This window comes from Thioalkalivibrio paradoxus ARh 1 (assembly GCF_000227685.2).
GTDB classification, from domain to species: domain Bacteria; phylum Pseudomonadota; class Gammaproteobacteria; order Ectothiorhodospirales; family Ectothiorhodospiraceae; genus Thioalkalivibrio; species Thioalkalivibrio paradoxus.
Genome location: NZ_CP007029.1, coordinates 2327742 through 2344668 on the forward strand (window position 1 = coordinate 2327742; position 16927 = coordinate 2344668).

A 16927-nucleotide genomic window follows, 5' to 3' on the forward strand; every position below is an offset into this window, starting at 1 on the left:
CCCGACCCACTCTCGCAGCAAGAGGATGACAGCATGCGGCGGCGCTGGCATCATTTGAACGCGATTCAAATTTCGGATACGACTCAATTCCAATGGGCACCCGGGAACGCAAGCTGCGGGAACGCAGCGCCCGCGAGATGCTGTTCATCGAGACGGCACAGGATCTGATCCGCCACGACGGTCTGCTGAATCTGCGGATGTCGCGGCTTGCCGACGCCTGCGACTACGCAACCGGCACGCTGTACCAGCATTTCGCTTCCAAGGAGGATCTGCTGCTGGCGATCGCAACCGAGGACCTGAAACGCCGCGCCGCGGCGTTTGCACGCCTGCCGGACCTGCCGCTGGGCACGCGTGACCGGATGCTTGCGGTGATCCTGACCGACATCGATTTCGGCCAGCGCCACCCGGATTACTTCCGCCTGGTCCAGTACGTCAGCACCGAGGTCATCTGGGATAGCGCGTCCGCCGAACGGCGCGAACGGCTGCTGGAGGAAGGCGCGCCGATCAGTCAGGCCGTATCGCGCATCGTCTCGGCAGCAATCGAGGCGCAGGATCTCCCGCGCAGCGCCGGCCTGCGCCCGATCGAGATCGCCGCGGGGCCATGGTGTCTGAATACCGGCATGCATACCCTGATCCACGCGCAGGGACTGCTCGAAGCATACGCAGTCCGCGAGCCGTACGACCTGCTGCTGCACCACAGCCACGCGCTGCTCAACGGCCTTGGCTGGCGGCCGCTCGCGAAGCTCGACGACTCCGATGCACTCGCCCGGCAGAACGAGCGCGTGCGCCTGCTGCTGGATTCCGATCCCACCCCGCCGGCCTCAACGGCCTGACGCAGGCCCTTCGCCTGTCACGGATTGCCTGTCACGGAGCCCCCGATGTCCAAGCGCTTCATTCTGATGCTGATCGCGGTGACCCTGGTCTTCGGGGGCATCTTCGGTTTCAAGGCCTTCGTCGATTCCCAGATCGACGCCTACTTCGACAGCATGCCGGTACCGACCGCGACGATCACCGCCACCGAGGCGCGGCAGGATCGCTGGACACCGAAGATCCGCGCGGTCGGATCGCTGGAGGCGGTGCAAGGCGCGATGCTCAGCACCGAAGTCGGCGGGATCGTGCGCGAGATCCTGCTGCAGCCCGGCACCGAGGTGATGGAGGGCAGCGTACTGCTGCGCCTGGACACCGAAACCGATCGGGCGGAGCTGACCGCTCTGGAAGCTGCGGCGCGACTCGCCGAGCAGGAACTGCAGCGCGCGCGCCGGCTGGCGCAGGAGCGCAACATTTCCGAGGCCGAAGTCCAGCGCCGGCAAAGCGAAGCCGAACAGGCTCGCGCCGCGGTCGCCGCACAGCGCGCGCGCATCAATCAGAAAACCCTGCGCGCGCCCTTCGACGGCATCCTCGGCATCCGCCGGGTCAACCTCGGCCAGTACGTATCGCCCGGCGACCCGATCGTGACCCTGGAATCGGTGGACCCGATCTACCTGAACTTCACGCTGGCGGAGCGCCGCCTCGGGCAGGTCCGCCCCGGGCAGCCGGTGCGGCTGGAGGTCGACGCCTTCGCCGAACGCTTCGACGGGACGATCAGCGCGATCGAACCACGGGTCCGTGCGGGCTCGCGCACGTTCGAGGTTCAGGCACTGGTACATAACCCCGAGGGCAAGCTGCGCGCCGGCCAGTTCGCCCGGGTCACGCTGGCGGCGGGCGAGCCCGAAGACGTGATCGTGCTGCCGCAGACGGCGATCCGTTTCAATCCGTTCGGCAATTCGGTGTTCGTGACCTACCGGGACGACCAGGACACGCTGCGGGTGCGCGAACGCTTCGTGCAGACCGGCGAGCGCCGGGGCGACCTGATCCGCATCGTCGATGGGCTCGAGGCGGGCGAGCGGGTCGCGAGCAGCGGATTGCTGAAGCTGCAAAACGAGACCCCGGTCGAGATCACCGACGAAGCCCGACCGAGCGAGGACCCTGCTCCCCGCCCCGATAACGCCTGACCTTCCCACGCCAACCACCGGGACACCCGATGCGATTCACGGACCTCTTCATCCGGAAGCCGGTGCTGGCCACCGTGGTCAGCCTGTTCATCCTGCTGCTCGGGTTGCGCGCGATCGTCGATCTGAACGTGCGCCAGTTTCCCGAAGTGAAGAACGCGGTCGTTACCGTCAGCACCGCGTATATCGGGGCGGATGCGGACCTGATCCAGGGCTTCGTGACCACGCCGCTCGAACGCGAGGTCGCGGCTGCCGAGGGCATCGACTACCTGGTCTCGACCAGCGTGCCCGGCATCAGCGTGATCCAGGCGTATCTGCGCCTGGACCATGACCCCAACGAGGCCCTGACCCAGATTGCGGCGCAGGTGAACAAGGTGCGCGGCGACCTGCCGGCCGAGGCCGAGGATCCGGTGGTGGAGCTGGCCGTCGGCGAGAGCATTGCCGCGATGTATCTGTCGTTCTTCTCCGACCGGCTCGCGAACAACCAGATCACCGACTATCTCACCCGCGTGGTGGAACCCGAGCTGTCGACCATCGCCGGGGTGCAGCGCGCGGAGATCCTCGGCGGCGAGACGTTCGCGATGCGCATCTGGCTCGATGCCGAGCGCATGGCGGCCTATGGCGTCACCGGCCGCGACGTGCGCGCGGCTTTGCAGGCGAACAACGTGCTGGCGGCGGTCGGACGCACCCGCGGGCAACTGGTCACCGTCGACCTGACCGCCGAGACCGACCTGTCCCGACTCGAGGAATTCGAACGCCTGATCGTGCGCGAGGAAGACGGCGCGATGGTACGGATCGAAGACATCGCGACCGTCGAGCTGGGCTCCGAGAACTACGACGTTTCGGTACGTTTCAACGCCCAGAACGCGACCTTCGTCGGCATCGAGCTCTCGCCTGACGCGAACGCGCTCGACGTGATCGCCGACGTGCGCCAGGCGTTTCGCGACCGCATCCGCCCGCAACTGCCCGAGGGCCTGAACGCCGAAATCGTCTACGACTCCACCGAGTACATCGAAAGCGCGATCGAGGAGGTTCTGCTGACCATCGCGCTGGCGCTCGGCGTGGTGCTGATCGTGATCTATCTGTTCCTCGGGTCGCTGCGCAGCGTGGCGATCCCGGCGGTCTCGATTCCGCTGTCGCTGATCGGCACCTTCCTGCTGATGCTGCTGATGGGCTTCTCGATCAACTTGCTGACCCTGCTCGCGATGGTGCTCGCGATCGGCATCGTCGTCGACGATGCGATCATCATGGTCGAAAACGTGCACCGCCACATCGAGGACGGGATGAAACCCTTCGATGCCGCGATCCAGGGCGCCCGGGAACTCGCCTGGCCGATCGTCGCGATGTCCACCACGCTGATCGCGGTATTCCTGCCGATCGGGTTCGTCGGCGGACTGACCGGCACACTGTTCATCGAGTTTGCGTTCACGCTGGCCGGCGCGGTGCTGATATCCGGGATCATTGCGCTGACATTGTCGCCGATGCTGGCGTCACGCATCCTGAAGGGCCACGAAGGCGGCCGACCGGGCGGCCGCCTCGAAGGCTGGCTCGACGCACGCTTCAACGCCTTGCAGGCGCGTTACCGGCACCGGCTGCACGGCGCGCTGAACGAGCGCTTCACGCTGCTCGTCTTCGGCCTGATCGTGCTCGTATCCTGTTATTTCCTGTTCATCACCAGCGCCAGCGAGCTGGAGCCACCGGAGGATCAGGGCTTCGTGTTCTCGGTGATGGAAGGCGACGCCTACCTCGGGCTGGATCAGGTCGAGCGCAACACCCGGCTGATCGACGGCTTCATGGGCGAGATTCCCGAGCTGCGCAACATCTTCATCGTCAACGGTTTCGGCGGCGGCGCCACGCCCAGCACCAACGAGGCGATCGCGGGCTTCGTGATGGCGCCCTGGGATCAGCGCGAGCGTTCGACGGGCGAGATTCTCGAACAGGATCTGCAGCCGCGGCTCGACCAGATCCCGGCGCTCAGCATCTTCGCGGTCGAGCCGCCGTCGCTGCCGAGCCCCGGGGGCGGCGGCGCGCCGGTCAGCATGGTCATCGGCTCGACCGGGCCGATGGAGAACCTCGGGGAATTCACCGACGAGATCATCGCCCGCGCGATGGCGAGCGGCCGGTTCATCTTCATGGACTCGGATCTGGACTTCGACAAGCCGCGAGTGGACCTGAAGATCGACCGCGACAAGGCCGCGCAGATGGGCATCGACATGGCGACGCTGACCGCCGACCTGGCGCCGCTGCTCGCCGGTGGTTTCACCGGCCGCTTCGCGCTCGACGGCCGCAGTTACCGCGTGATTCCGCTGGTGCAGCGCAGCGAGCGCCTGAACCCCGACCAGCTCGCCGAACTCTACACGCGCACCCGGGACGGCGAGCCGGTACCGCTGTCGAACATCGTCACGTTCGAGGAGACCGTGGTGCCGCGCAGCCTGCGCCGATTCCAGCAGCTGAACGCGGTCACGCTGTCGGGCGTGCCGCGCCCCGGCGTGACCCTCGGCGAGGCGCTGGATCTGCTCGACGGCATCGCCGCGGAAGTGCTGCCTGCGGGCTACACCGTCGACTACGCCGGCCAGTCGCGGCAGCTGAAGGCCGAGGGTGCACAGTTCGTGGCCACGTTCTTCTTCGCGCTGGTCGTGATCTACCTCGTGCTGGCAGCGCAGTTCGAATCGTTCCGCGACCCGCTGATCATGCTGATGACCGTCCCGATGTCGGTGGCAGGCGCGCTGGTGTTCATCAGCCTCGGGTTCACTTCGCTGAACATCTACACGCAGGTCGGCCTGGTCACGCTGATCGGCCTGATCGCGAAGCACGGCATCCTGATCGTCGAATTCGCGAACCAGCTGCAGAGGAAGGGGCATTCCATGCGCGAGGCGATCGAGGAGGCGGCGAGCCTGCGTCTGCGTCCGATCCTGATGACCACCGCCGCGACGGTGATCGCGATGGTCCCGCTGCTGCTGGCCACCGGCGCGGGCGCCGGCTCAAGATTCGCGATGGGCCTGGTGATCGCAAGCGGTATGGCCATTGGCACATTGTTCACGTTGTTCGTGGTTCCCGCGGTCTACCTGTACCTTGCCAGGGATCGTGGGCGCGCCGCGGCCACCGAATCCGCAGCGACCGACCCCGCCTGACCGCAGCACCACAACGCCGATCGGACACGCTATCCGATCGGCGCAGGCCGATGCTGCCGGGCGCCCCCTACTCGCCCGACGGCGTCGCCTTTCTCCGGTTGCGTCCGCCTTTTGCTATGCTCCTGCTCCGGTGCCCGGTCTCTGGTCGGGGCGCCCCGACCGGACGGGCGTGTCGTGCGACCCGCCGGCAACCAGAACCATACGAGAGGAATGGAGATGTCAATGAAACGTCTGATCGCGGGTGTCGCGCTGTTGTTGGCCGCCCCCCTGGTGGCCTCGGCCGATCCGGGCGACTCGCGCTACGAACCGATCGCGGACGGAGTCGTGATCCACGATCACCAGACCGGGCTGCAATGGATGCGCTGCAGCCTCGGGCAGTCCTGGACAGGCGAGTACTGCGGCGGGCGTGCCGATCGCTTTACCTGGGACCAGGCGCGGGATTTGAACACCGAATTCGCGGGCAAGGATAGCTGGCGACTCCCGACAATGGACGAACTGCAGACGCTGGTCGAATATCGGATGTTCAATCCGGCCATCGATCCCTCGGCCTTCCCGAACACGCCGCCGTCGAACTTCTGGTCCTCCTCGGAGGCCGCCTACGACGCCCACTATGCCTGGAGCGTCCACTTCGCGAACGGCTTCAGCAACTGGCGCCACAAGCGCCAGCGCTTCGAGGCAAGACTGGTGCGCGATCCCGAGTGATGCAGTACCCGCGCTGCGAGGCCATCACTCAGCAGCAGCCTGAACCGGACAGCCAGTGCCACGTTGGGCAGAATCGAAACAAGCGGGCCCTTTCCGCATCTGCCCATCGTGCTCCGGAACGTCTGGCCGCACACCGCGCCTACTGCACGGGTTACGAACCCCGAATTCGGTGACGTCATCGAAGCGGTTGGTGGGGACGGCCGGAATCGAACCGGCACGGCCTTGCGGCCAGCGGATTTTAAGTCCGCTGCGTCTACCTGTTCCGCCACGCCCCCAAGAGTACGGTATTGGCCGTGCCGCGCGTGCGGCCGCGGTGGTCCCGCGCTGGGGATGGTAATGGATTCTCCTGCAAGCACCAACGCGCGGGGCGGCGCCTTCGGCTGCGGAGCCCGCCGATGAACGCCGGGTTCGCCGAGCGGGAGGTCGTTTCCACCGGCATCGCCGGGCTGGACGCGGTGCTCGACGGGCTGCGCATCGGCGACAATGTCGTCTGGCGCGTCGACGACATCGACGACTACCGGCGCTTCGTGCAGCCGTTCGTCGCGGCGGCGAGTGCGCAGCAACGGCAGATCATCTACCTGCGTTTCGGCCGGCACGCGCCGCTGGTGGCGCCGGGACCTGGGGTCCGGACCGTCACCATCGACGCGATGGGTGGCTTCGAGGCGTTCACGCGTCAGGTCTACCAGCTGATCACGGACCATGGGCGCGGCGCGTTCTACGTCTGCGACTGCCTGTCGGACCTGCTGTCGGCCTGGGCCACCGACTACATGGTCGGCAACTTCTTCCGCGTGGTCTGCCCGTACCTCTACGAACTCGACACGGTGGCCTACTTCGCGCTGCAGCCGCAGAGCCATTCACACACGACGCTGTCACGGATCCGCGAGACCACACAGGTTCTGATCGACGTGCACCATGCCCGGGAGGAATGCCATGTCCAGCCGGTGAAGGTCTGGCAACGCCAGTCGCCGACGATGTTTCTCCCGCATCGGCAGCAGGGGGAACGTTTCGTTCCGGTGATCGACAGCAGCGACGCCACCCATTTGCAGGCGGTACTGGAGCACCGGCACCGGCAGGCGAGCCAGCGCCAGCTCGACTGCTGGGACCGCATGTTCCTCGAAGCAGGCGAAGCCAGCGCGCCGGGTTCCGATACCGGCCGCCGCAAGGCGATCCTGGAGCACCTGCTCACGGTGCTGATCGGGCGCGAACCACGCATCCTGCAGCTCGCCCGCCGGTACCTGACGCTGGAAGACCTGCTCGCAGTGCGGGCGCGCATGATCGGCAGCGGCTACATCGGCGGCAAGGCCGTGGGGATGCTGCTCGCGCGCCAGGCGCTGCTAAACGCGGACCGCACGCACTGGAGCCGTCACCTCGAGCCGCACGACTCGTTCTTCCTCGGTTCGGACGTGTACTACGCCTACCTGGTGCACAACCGCTGGTGGCCGCGAATCATGCGCCAGCGCAGCCCCGAGGGCTATTTCGACGAGGCCCGCTCGCTGCGCGAAGACATGCTGCAGGGCGAGATTCCAGGCGAGATCCGCCTCGAACTCGAGCGCATGCTCGACTATTTCGGCCAATACCCGATTTTGGTGCGTTCCAGCAGCCTGCAGGAGGACGGCTTCGGCAATGCCTTCGCCGGCAAGTACGAAAGCGTGTTCCGCGTCAACCAGGGCGCGCCGGACCGGCGTCTGGAACAGCTGGAGGACGCGATCCGGCAGGTCTACGCGTCGACGATGAGCGAGGATGCACTGGTCTACCGGCAGCAGCGCGGGCTGGCGCAGATGGAAGAACCGATGGCGCTGCTGCTGCAGCGGGTGAACGGGCGCTACCATGGCCGCCACTATCTTCCGGACGCCGCCGGAGTCGGCGTCTCGCGCAACACGTTCGCATGGGATCCGGACATGGATCCCGAGGCGGGGATGCTGCGTCTGGTACTGGGGCTCGGCACTCGCGCAGTGGACCGAATCGAGGGCGATCATGCCTGCGTGGTCGCGCTCGATCAGCCGCACAAGCGCCCGTACCGCGAGCGCAGCGAGACCTACCGGTACTCGCAGCACACGGTCGATGTGCTCGACATCGTCGACAACCGCCCGCGCTCGCTGCCGCTGCGGCAGTTGGTGCAGGCCGCCGCGGACCTTCCGCTGCGCTGGGTAGCCGAACTCGACCGCGAGGCCACCGAGCGCGCACGCACGCTGCCCGGAGGTGGCCCGGTCTGGCGGCTCACTTTCGCCCCGCTGTTGCGCGAGACCGCGTTCGTGCCGCTGATGCGCCGCCTGCTCCGCGAGTTGGAACACGCCTATGCCTACCCGGTCGACGTCGAGTTCACCGTGCATCTCGCAGCCGACGGGGTACCTTCGGTGAACCTGGTCCAGTGCCGGCCGCTGCAAACCCTGGGCGAAGGCCAGGCCGTGACCCTGCCGGACCGGGTCGCCCCACCCCGCCTGCTGTTCGAGACCCGGGGACGTTTCATGGGCGGGAACATCGACCAGCCGATCGCGCGCGTCGTGCATATCGACGGCCCGCGCTACAGCGCACTGAGCATCCCCCAGCGTTTCGCGGTCGCGCGGCTGGTCGGACAGATCAACCGAGCGGTCGCAGACCGGGACGCCGACCCGGTATTGTTGATCGGCCCGGGTCGCTGGGGCACCAGCAGCCCGGAACTCGGCATCCCGGCCCGCTTCGCAGACATCAACCGGGTGGCGGTGCTGGTCGAGGTGGCCGAACTGGGCGCGGGAATGATTCCGGATCTGTCGTTCGGCTCGCATTTCTTTCAGGATCTGGTCGAATCACGGATCGCCTACGTCGCCCTGTTTCCGCAGGAATCCGGAACCGATTACCGCCCTGGCTGGCTCGACGCCCTGCCCGATCAGCGCCGGCTCCCCCCTCCCGGCGACGAAGCCCGCGACCCCGCGGTCGCCGCCGCGGTGCGCATCTACGACGTACGCGGTCTGAGTCTCCGGGTCGTCGCCGACGTCGTGCGGCAGCGGTTGCTCTGCTACGCGCAGGCGGCTGCCAGCGCGCCCACCGCTTGACCCGTTAACTCTCATGGCGCACGCGGCCACCCCTGAAAATGAAAGACGTGTAGGGCGGAAAAGGCCGAAGGCCGTCATCCGCCATCCGCCGCCCGGATTGCCGCGGGCGCCTGGGCACTGCGAACGCCCTGTGGCGGATGACGCTGCGCTATTCCGCCCTTGTGGGACTACGCGCAGGCGGCCGCCAGCCGTCATTCACTCCGCGTACCCGCCGCCGGACGTTCCACCACCGGTGTGGCCGCGGGCGAAATAGCTCGCACGGCCGCGGGGAACGACGGTGATGCCCGACTCACTGACCTGGAACCGCTGGCGGTCGACGTCGGGATCGAAGCCGATGCGCTCGCCGGGCTCGATGTGGTTGTGGCGGTCGACGATCACCCGGCGCAGCTTCGCCCCCCGGCCGATCCGGGTGTAGTCCATCACGATACATTCGTCGAGCTCGACGTCGTCCTCGATCACGGCCTCGCGGCGGATGATCGAATCCCGGATACGCACGCCGTCATGGACCACGCTCGCGGCTCCGAGCAGCGAATTGTGAAGCTCGCCGCCGAGTACGCGCGCGACCGGACCCTGGTAGTTGCTCGAGAAGATCGGCCACTGGGGATTGAACATGTCGAACACGGGCTCGTCCCCGAGCACGTCCTTGTGGGCATCGAAATAGGCGTCGATCGTGCCGACGTCGCGCCAGTACACGCGCTTTTCGTAGGGCTTGATTCCCGGCACCTCGTTGGTCGCGAAATCGTAGGCGAACAGCCGGTGATCGCGCAGCAGGCGCGGCAGAATGTGCCCCCCGAAATCGGTCTCGCCGTTGCGGTGCGCTTCCTCCAACGCCGCCATCAGCACGTCGGCGCGGAAGACGTAGTTGCCCATCGATGCGAACGCCCGCTCGGGGTCCCCCGGGATCGGGGTCGGGTTCGCCGGCTTCTCCTGGAACGCCTGGACACGTCCATCCGGAGCAGCCGAGATGATCCCGAAACCGCGCGCGTCGCGCAGGGGAACCGGAAGTGCCGCGATGGTCACATCGGCCTCGCGCTCCTTGTGGAAGGCGACCATCTGGCGGATGTCCATCCGGTAGATGTGATCGGCACCGAACACCACGACCAGATCCGGGGCATGCGTCTCGATCAGCCCGATGTTCTGATATACCGCGTCGGAAGTCCCCTGGAACCAGCTCTCGCCGCCGATCATCTGCGGCGGCACCACCGTGACGAACTGGTCCTGCAGCAGCGGCGAAATCGTCCAGGATTTGCGCACGTGCTCGATCAGCGACTGCGACTTGTACTGGACCAGCAGGTAGATCGTCCGGATCTGCGAGTTCACCAGGTTGCTGAGCACGAAATCGACGATGCGATAGCGCGACCCGAACGGCACCGACGGCTTGGACCGGGCGGTGGTGAGCGGCTGCAGCCGGGATCCCTGGCCACCGGCCATGACGAAAGCGATGATTCGGTCGGTCTGCATGTCTCACTGACTCCTTCGCGCCTGCGGGGACGCGTACCCTGGTTACGATGCGCCGGGCCGGCCGATCCGCACCGGATCTGCCCGATGGCGCGAAGCCTAAGCGAACCGGGCCCGCGGAACCACCCAGAGGCCGGTTCACGCGAGTTGACTGTCATCGTCAGCGGCCGTCCCCGATGATGAAAGAGGCGTAGGGCGGAAAAGGCCGAAGGCCGTCATCCGCCAGCCGGCGCCCGGATTGCCGCAGGCGCCGGGGAGGCGCGAACGCCGAGCGGCGGACGACGCTGCGCTCTTCCACCCTACGGGGCTACGGGGCGCTGTCATCGCCAGCGGCCACCCCGCAAGATGAAAGGGCGAGCCACGGAAAGCACGGACAGACACGGAAAAAGGTTCGATTTGTTTCATATTCCGTGATTTCCGTGTTCTTCCGTGGCTGTCATTTCACGCTCACTACACCGACATCCCGGCAGCGCAACCTGCCCCTCCGACCGAGGGGCTGCCGCTACGACCCGCTACCCCGGGATCGCAGACCGGCAACGCTCGGCTCACCCGCCCGCACTGAGGCCCGAAATCTGGCAAATCGCGCAGGGTGAACTGTTCTTGCCACCGCCAACCAAAGACGATGGGCGGATCGCCGGATCCAGGCTGCGGCCCGCATGCCACGAGCCGGCGCGAACGAAGGAGGGCACCGCGATGAAGAAGATCCTTGGCGTGCACCGCGCCGCATCCCGGCACTGGGTCGGCGACGGCTTCCCGGTGCGATCCATGTTCTCCTACGAACGCGAGGGGCAGGCGATCAGCCCGTTTCTGCTGCTGGACTACGCCGGCCCAATGCATTTCGCCCCGGGGAACCGCCCGCGCGGTGTCGGCGAGCATCCGCACCGGGGATTCGAGACCGTCACCATCGTCTACCAGGGCGAGGTCGAGCACCTCGACTCGACCGGAGGCGGCGGCCGGATCGGCCCGGGGGATGTGCAGTGGATGACCGCCGCCTCGGGCATCCTGCACCAGGAATTCCACTCGGAGGCATTCACCCGCCGGGGCGGCACGCTCGAGATGGTCCAGCTGTGGGTGAACCTGCCGGCTGCCGACAAGATGTCCGCGCCGGCGTACCAGCCCGTGCTGGACCGGGACATTCCCGCGATCGACCTCCCGGACGGCGCCGGCACGGTGCGGGTCATCGCCGGGCGCTTCGGAGAGCACCGCGGCCCGGCGCGAACGCACACGCCGATGGACGTCTGGGATCTGCGGCTTGCGGCGGGCGGTCCGCCGGTGCGGCTTGCGCTGGCGGACGGCTGGACGTCGATGCTGGTGGTTCTGCACGGCAACGTGCGGATCAACGGCCAGCAGGAGGCGGGCAACGCCCAGCTGGTGCTGCTCGACCGCGCCGGCGACGGCGTGGAACTTCAGGCCGAGTCGGACAGTACCGTGCTCGTGCTCCACGGCGAACCGATCGACGAGCCGGTCGTCGGCCACGGCCCGTTCGTGATGAACACCCCGGAGGAAATCCGCGAGGCCGTGCGCGACTTCAACAGCGGCCGCTTCGGCCGGCTGCCGGCCTGATTCCTCCGGCGCTCGCCGGATCCGGGAATCGGCGTGCCGCGCGCTACCCGCCCGCGCGGATTGCCCGGCCTTGCTCGTCGAACCAATACAGGCTGTCGGACTTCGTCGCGAGCGTGACCGTCTGGCCCGGTTCCGGTGTCGCCGTGCCGGACAGTCGCGCCGCGACCGCCCCCTCAGTGGGACCGATTCCGCCAGGGAGCGCATCGACCACCCGGTCCCCGGTATCGACATAGACGATGCGTTCGTGGCCGAGCACCTCGACCGCACGTACCAGACCCTGCAGCCGCACATCCCGATCGCTGGACCCGCTGTCCAGATCGAGATCCTCCGGCCGCAGCCCGGCGTAACGCGCCCGCTCCGGGATGCCCCGGGCCGGGGTATTCCAGCGGCCGCCGAGCCGCAACGCGCGCCCCCCTGCGCGTACCTCGATCCCGGGTTCGAACAGGTTCATCGGCGGGCTGCCGAGGAAACCCGCGACGAACAGGTTCTCGGGGTTCCGGTAGAGGTCGGCAGGCGTACCGAGCTGTTGCATGACCCCGTCGCGCAGCACCGCGACGCGGTCGCCGAGCGTCATCGCTTCGACCTGGTCGTGGGTGACGTACAGCGTGGTGACCCCGAGCCGGCGCTGCAGCGCCGCGATCTCCGCCCGGATCTGCACTCGCAGCCGGGCGTCGAGGTTGGACAGCGGCTCGTCCATCAGGAACACGTCGGGCTCGCGCACGATTGCGCGCCCCATCGCCACCCGCTGCCGCTGCCCGCCGGAGAGTTCTGCCGGACGCTTGTCCAACAGCTCCTCCAGCCCCAGCACCCGCGCCGCCTCGAGCACGCGGCGCTCGCGCTCGCTCCGGCGCAGCGCGCGCATATGCAGCGGGAACTCCAGGTTGCCGCGCACCGTCTTGTGCGGGTACAGCGCGTAGTTCTGGAACACCATCGCGACATTGCGGGCCCCCGGGCCCAGCGCGTCGACCGCGCGCCCGCCGATCCGAATGGCGCCGCCAGTCGCAGGCTCCAGCCCCGCGAGCAGGCGCAGCAGCGTCGACTTGCCGCAACCGGAGGGCCCGAGCAGTACCAGCAATTCGCCGTCCCGCACCTGCAGATCGAAGCCGGGAATCACCGTTCGGTCCCCGAAGACCTTTTGTACGTTGCTGAACTCGACTTCCGCCATCCGTTCTCCGCTGCCCTCCGGCACGGCCCTCAGCCCTTCACCCCGGTGGACGCGACTCCGCGAACGAACCAGCGCTGGAACACGACGAACACGATCACCACCGGCAGCACCATCAATACGCCGAACGCCATGATATCGCCCCATTGCAGCGGCGGCAGGGTGTGGAAGCTCGCAATCCCCAGCGGCAGCGGTCGCACCGCCTCCGAGGTGGTCATCAGCAGCGGCCACAGGTACATGCCCCAATGGAACAGGAACAGCACGATCGCCACGCTGGCGAAGGCCGCCTTCGCGTTCGGCAGAACGATCGCGAAGAAGGTCCGCAGCACCCCGGCGCCGTCGACGCGGGCCGCCTCTTCCAGCTCCCGCGGCAGGCCCAGGAAGAAGCTGTAGAACAGGAAGATCGCGAGCGGATTGGCAACGAACGGGATCGCCTGCACCAGCCAATCGTCGCGCCAGCCCAGCCATGACAGCTGGTAGAACAGCGGGATCGCCACCGCCTCGAACGGGATCACCAGCACCGCCAGCACCAGTCCCAGCATCGCGTTGCGCCCCCACCAGCGCAGGCGCGCGAGCGCGTAGCCGGCAAAGGCGTTCACCACCAGCCCCAGCCCGACGATCAGTCCGTTCACGATCAGCGAGCTGGCGAGATACAGCTCGAACGGCACCCGCTCGAACACCGCGCGGTAGTTGTCGAGGCCGACCGTATCCGGGAAGAACGCGCGCAGGGTACCCGCCTCGGCCAGCACCCGCTCGTTCGGCTTCAGGCTGCCGACCAGCATGAACAACACGGGCGCCAGAAACAGCAGCGTGAACGCCAGCAGCAGCGTGTAAGCCAGCAGCGCGCGCAGCCCGGCCCGGCGCATCACGCAATCTCTCCACGCTGGCGGAGCAGCCGCCGCTGGATCAGCGCGATCCCCAGGATCACCAGGAAGAACACGACGCTCATCGCCGCGCCCATCGCCACGTGCCCCTGGTCGAACGCGGTGCGGACCATCTCGTGGATCACCGTATTCGACGCCTCCTGCGGCCCGCCCCGGGTCATGATCCGGACCTGGTCGAACACCCGAAACGATAGGATGGTGGTCACGATCACCACGAACACCAGCGGGTTGCGCAGCCCCGGCAGCGTCACATGCAGGAACTGGCGCCAGCGGCTCGCGCCGTCGACTGCAGCGGCCTCGTAGAGCTGGCGCGGGATCGCCTGCAGGCCGGCCAGCAGCACGACCATCTGGAATCCAGCGCCCTGCCAAATCGACGTCAGCATCACCGCCGGCAATGCCCAGAACGGGTCGTTCAGGAAATCGCGGGGTTCCCAGGCACCCAGCGTCAGCAACCCCAGTGCCGCATTGAGCAGGCCGTCCGGCCCCGGGGCAAAGATCAGCACCCAGACCACCGCGACCAGCGACAACGGGAACACCACCGGCAGAAAGAACAGCGTCCGGAACACCGCGCGGCCAGCCAGCGGCCGGTTCAGCAGCAGCGCCAACCCCAGTCCCAGCGCCGTCTGCACCGGCACCACGACCAACGCGAACAGCAGGTTGTTCAGCAACGCCCTCAGCAGCCCGGTTTCGCTGAATGCCAGCGCGTAATTCGAGAACCCGACGAACTCCAGCGGCAGCGGGGACGCCATCCGCAGGTTGCTGAACGACAGCACCACTGCGAGGCCGAACGGCAGCAGCAGGAACAGCAGCAGGCCGGCCAGTGCCGGTGTCATCAGCAACCAGGCGGCAGTCGCCTCGCCCGGATGCCGGCGGCTCATCGCGCCGCCTCGGCGACGTCCGGGTAGTGGCGATTGTCGCGAATCTCCCGGTCGATCCGCCGCGCCGCCCAGCCCAGTGCCTGAACCGGTTCAGCGCCGTGCCGGATATCCTGGAACGCACGCGCAAAGGCATCGCTGATCACCGGGTAGGCCGGTGTTCGCGGGCGCGGGCGCGCATACCCCTCCTCCAGCTGGCGCGCGAACAGCCGCAACGGGCCACCGGGCCCGTAAGCCTGCGACTTCTGCACCGCGCTTCGGGTCGCGGGAACGCCGCCGTTCGCCTCGCTCATCGCCAGCACTTCCTCGGGGCGCAACAGGAACGCGATGAACGCCAGCGCCAGCTCAGGATCCCGCGCGCGCCGCGTAATGCCCCACTGCCAGGATCCCTGCCCGGTCACCATCGTCTCGCCCAGGCGCGGCAGCGGTAGCAGCAGCAGATCGTCGCCGAGCGCCGCGTGGTAGCCGGGGAAGTTCCAGTGCCCGCCCCAGGCCAGCGCCACCCGCCCTTGGGCAAACGCCGCGTCGTCGAGGTTGGGATCGACGCGGCCGCGCCGGATCCACGACTGGACCGCGGCCATCGCCGCGACCGACTCCGGCCCGTCCAGCGTCCCGCTTGCCAGCCCACCCGGTGCTCGATCGACCAGGTCGCCACCGGCCGACTGCAGCAGCGGCGAGAATGCGTAGCTGAACCATTCGCCGGTGTAATTCAGCTTCAGGTCCAGCACCTGCCCGTCGGGATCGTCATGGGCGAGGTGTTCCAGCAGCGCGTCGAACTCATCTCCGCTCCAGACGTCGCCGGGGCCGTCGGGAATCCGCGCCCCGGCCGCCTGCAGCCGCGCGCGGTTCCCCCACAGTCCGAGTCCCGAGTCGAACGTACCGATTCCGTACAGGCCGTCGCGGTAGGTGCCCTGCGCGACGATCGACGGCAGCAGATCCTTGCGCAAACGCTCGGGCAGCCGCTCGTCCAGCGGCTTCAAATGCCCCTGCCAGGCGTAGCTGTAGAGATACGGGCCGTCGAACTCGAGCAGGTCCGGAAGCCGGCCCGCCAGCGCGGCGGCCTGGACCTGGCCGTTGTACGACCCTTCGGGAATCCAGGTCAGGTCCACGCGGACCTCGGGCCGCTCGGCCCGGAAGCGGTCGATCTGCGCTTCCAGCGTGCGCCGTTCCTCTTCGCGGCCCGCATGGGCCCAGATCTCCAGCGACCGTTGATCGCCCGCAGGCCCGTTCGGCTGCGCGACATCCCCGCCGCACCCGGACAGCAGCGCGATCAGCCCCAGCGCCACCAGCCACCACGCATGCCGGATGCACCCGCATGGCCAGAGCGAGTTCGCGCGGCGCGTGCCGCAGGTCTGCACGGCCGGCGGATCTCCTGTCGCGTGTCCTGTCCCGGCGGTGACGCCCGGACACAGCATCGCCGTTGTCGCGCGCGCCTGCGGCCGTTGCCGATGCGCGGCACCGTGGACCCGTTTCGGGGCTTCCGGCGCGTTTGCTGACGGCACCACTGCCGCCGTTTCAGCCGGCGAGCAAGGCATCGCGCAAACGCTGGTGGATTTCCATCGCCTCCGGGTCGCGCAGCACGAAGCGCACGCGCTGCACCGATTGCAGCTCGGGCAGCGTGTCGATCACCGTACGCAATGCGATCCGCGCCGCGGGCTCGAGAGGAAAGCCGAACGCACCGGTGGCAATGGCCGGAAACGCGATACTCCCGGCTCCGGCGTCGTCGGCCTGCTGCAGCGCATTCCGATAGCAGGCCGCCAGCAACTCCTCCCCGGGTTCATCGCGTCCGAACACCGGCCCGAGGCAGTGGACGACATGGCGGTTCGGCAAGTCGTGCCCACCGGTGATCACCGCCTGTCCGGGCGCGATCGGCGCAAGGGGGCGGCATTCCTGGTCCAGCCCGGGACCTGCGGCACGGTGAATCGCACCCGCAACGCCACCGCCCGGGCGCAGCTGGGCGTTGGCGGCGTTCACGATCGCATCCATGTCCAGCTGCCGGGTGATGTCCCCCACGATGCACTCGATGCTGCGGGCGGGAATAATCCTGGTCGTCATCGGCGTTTCCTCGGCCAGAAGATGTCGCCGTCGGCGGACGGCACGGGTTCAGTCCTCCGCGAAGATAGTCAATCGCCCGT

At 67.7% G+C, this 16927-nt stretch carries 12 protein-coding genes and 1 tRNA gene; 6 read left to right on the forward strand and 7 right to left on the reverse strand.

Going from position 1 to position 16927, the window contains the following annotated elements; translation table 11 throughout:
- The first annotated feature begins 92 nt into the window (after positions 1-92).
- From THITH_RS10500 to THITH_RS10515, 4 genes are all read left to right on the forward strand, one after another.
- Positions 93-833, forward strand: a complete 741-nt coding sequence (locus THITH_RS10500) for a TetR/AcrR family transcriptional regulator (RefSeq protein WP_006748142.1) — start codon at positions 93-95, stop codon at positions 831-833.
- A 45-nt stretch (positions 834-878) separates the two neighbouring features.
- Positions 879-1991 carry an efflux RND transporter periplasmic adaptor subunit gene (locus THITH_RS10505; protein WP_006748141.1) on the forward strand — a complete coding sequence of 371 codons (1113 nt, stop codon included), beginning with the start codon at positions 879-881 and terminating at the stop codon, positions 1989-1991.
- 29 nt (positions 1992-2020) lie between these two features.
- Complete coding sequence (locus tag THITH_RS10510) at positions 2021-5119, forward strand: efflux RND transporter permease subunit (protein WP_006748140.1); 3099 nt, start codon at positions 2021-2023, stop codon at positions 5117-5119.
- Between the two features lie 216 nt (positions 5120-5335).
- Complete coding sequence (locus THITH_RS10515; protein ID WP_232222191.1) at positions 5336-5821, forward strand: Lcl C-terminal domain-containing protein; 486 nt, start codon at positions 5336-5338, stop codon at positions 5819-5821.
- A 188-nt stretch (positions 5822-6009) separates the two neighbouring features.
- On the opposite strand, the gene THITH_RS10520 is transcribed toward THITH_RS10515, so the two are convergent.
- Positions 6010-6096 (reverse strand) — tRNA-Leu (locus THITH_RS10520).
- A gap of 120 nt (positions 6097-6216) precedes the next feature.
- Here THITH_RS10520 and THITH_RS10525 point away from each other — a divergent pair.
- Positions 6217-8850, forward strand: a complete 2634-nt coding sequence (locus THITH_RS10525; RefSeq protein ID WP_006748137.1) for a PEP/pyruvate-binding domain-containing protein — start codon at positions 6217-6219, stop codon at positions 8848-8850.
- A gap of 195 nt (positions 8851-9045) precedes the next feature.
- Here the strand turns inward: THITH_RS10525 and THITH_RS10530 are convergent, their stop codons facing one another.
- Positions 9046-10311 (reverse strand): glucose-1-phosphate adenylyltransferase, encoded by a 1266-nt coding sequence (locus tag THITH_RS10530; RefSeq protein WP_006748136.1) that lies wholly within the window; start codon positions 10309-10311, stop codon positions 9046-9048.
- Between the two features lie 690 nt (positions 10312-11001).
- Here THITH_RS10530 and THITH_RS10535 point away from each other — a divergent pair.
- Positions 11002-11871: a pirin family protein gene (locus THITH_RS10535; protein ID WP_006748135.1), complete on the forward strand. Its 870-nt coding sequence runs from the start codon at positions 11002-11004 to the stop codon at positions 11869-11871.
- A gap of 43 nt (positions 11872-11914) precedes the next feature.
- Here the strand turns inward: THITH_RS10535 and THITH_RS10540 are convergent, their stop codons facing one another.
- The 5 genes from THITH_RS10540 to THITH_RS10560 all read right to left on the reverse strand — a co-directional run bounded on the left by THITH_RS10540 (position 11915) and on the right by THITH_RS10560 (position 16847).
- Positions 11915-13036: an ABC transporter ATP-binding protein gene (locus tag THITH_RS10540; protein WP_006748134.1), complete on the reverse strand. Its 1122-nt coding sequence runs from the start codon at positions 13034-13036 to the stop codon at positions 11915-11917.
- Between the two features lie 29 nt (positions 13037-13065).
- Positions 13066-13899, reverse strand: coding sequence for a carbohydrate ABC transporter permease (locus THITH_RS10545; RefSeq protein WP_006748133.1), 834 nt, complete (start codon positions 13897-13899; stop codon positions 13066-13068).
- Positions 13899-14795, reverse strand: a complete 897-nt coding sequence (locus THITH_RS10550; RefSeq protein ID WP_006748132.1) for a carbohydrate ABC transporter permease — start codon at positions 14793-14795, stop codon at positions 13899-13901. The genes THITH_RS10545 and THITH_RS10550 overlap by 1 nt, the downstream gene beginning before the upstream one ends.
- Positions 14792-16150 (reverse strand): ABC transporter substrate-binding protein, encoded by a 1359-nt coding sequence (locus THITH_RS10555; RefSeq protein WP_006748131.1) that lies wholly within the window; start codon positions 16148-16150, stop codon positions 14792-14794. The genes THITH_RS10550 and THITH_RS10555 overlap by 4 nt, the downstream gene beginning before the upstream one ends.
- A 157-nt stretch (positions 16151-16307) precedes the next feature.
- A complete protein-coding gene (locus THITH_RS10560; protein WP_006748130.1) occupies positions 16308-16847 on the reverse strand; it encodes a macro domain-containing protein in 540 nt (179 codons plus the stop codon).
- Between the last annotated feature and the right edge of the window lie 80 nt (positions 16848-16927).

Bases quoted from the DNA above. Each gene is read 5' to 3' on its own strand.
- THITH_RS10540 (WP_006748134.1), bottom strand. From the start codon at position 13,036: ATGGCGGAAGTCGAGTTCAGCAACGTACAAAAGGTCTTCGGGGACCGA.
- THITH_RS10550 (WP_006748132.1), bottom strand. From the start codon at position 14,795: ATGAGCCGCCGGCATCCGGGCGAGGCGACTGCCGCCTGGTTGCTGATG.
- THITH_RS10560 (WP_006748130.1), bottom strand. From the start codon at position 16,847: ATGACGACCAGGATTATTCCCGCCCGCAGCATCGAGTGCATCGTGGGG.
- THITH_RS10535 (WP_006748135.1), top strand. From the start codon at position 11,002: ATGAAGAAGATCCTTGGCGTGCACCGCGCCGCATCCCGGCACTGGGTC.
- THITH_RS10500 (WP_006748142.1), top strand. From the start codon at position 93: ATGGGCACCCGGGAACGCAAGCTGCGGGAACGCAGCGCCCGCGAGATG.
- THITH_RS10525 (WP_006748137.1), top strand. From the start codon at position 6,217: ATGAACGCCGGGTTCGCCGAGCGGGAGGTCGTTTCCACCGGCATCGCC.
- THITH_RS10530 (WP_006748136.1), bottom strand. From the start codon at position 10,311: ATGCAGACCGACCGAATCATCGCTTTCGTCATGGCCGGTGGCCAGGGA.
- THITH_RS10505 (WP_006748141.1), top strand. From the start codon at position 879: ATGTCCAAGCGCTTCATTCTGATGCTGATCGCGGTGACCCTGGTCTTC.
- THITH_RS10510 (WP_006748140.1), top strand. From the start codon at position 2,021: ATGCGATTCACGGACCTCTTCATCCGGAAGCCGGTGCTGGCCACCGTG.
- THITH_RS10545 (WP_006748133.1), bottom strand. From the start codon at position 13,899: ATGCGCCGGGCCGGGCTGCGCGCGCTGCTGGCTTACACGCTGCTGCTG.
- THITH_RS10515 (WP_232222191.1), top strand. From the start codon at position 5,336: ATGTCAATGAAACGTCTGATCGCGGGTGTCGCGCTGTTGTTGGCCGCC.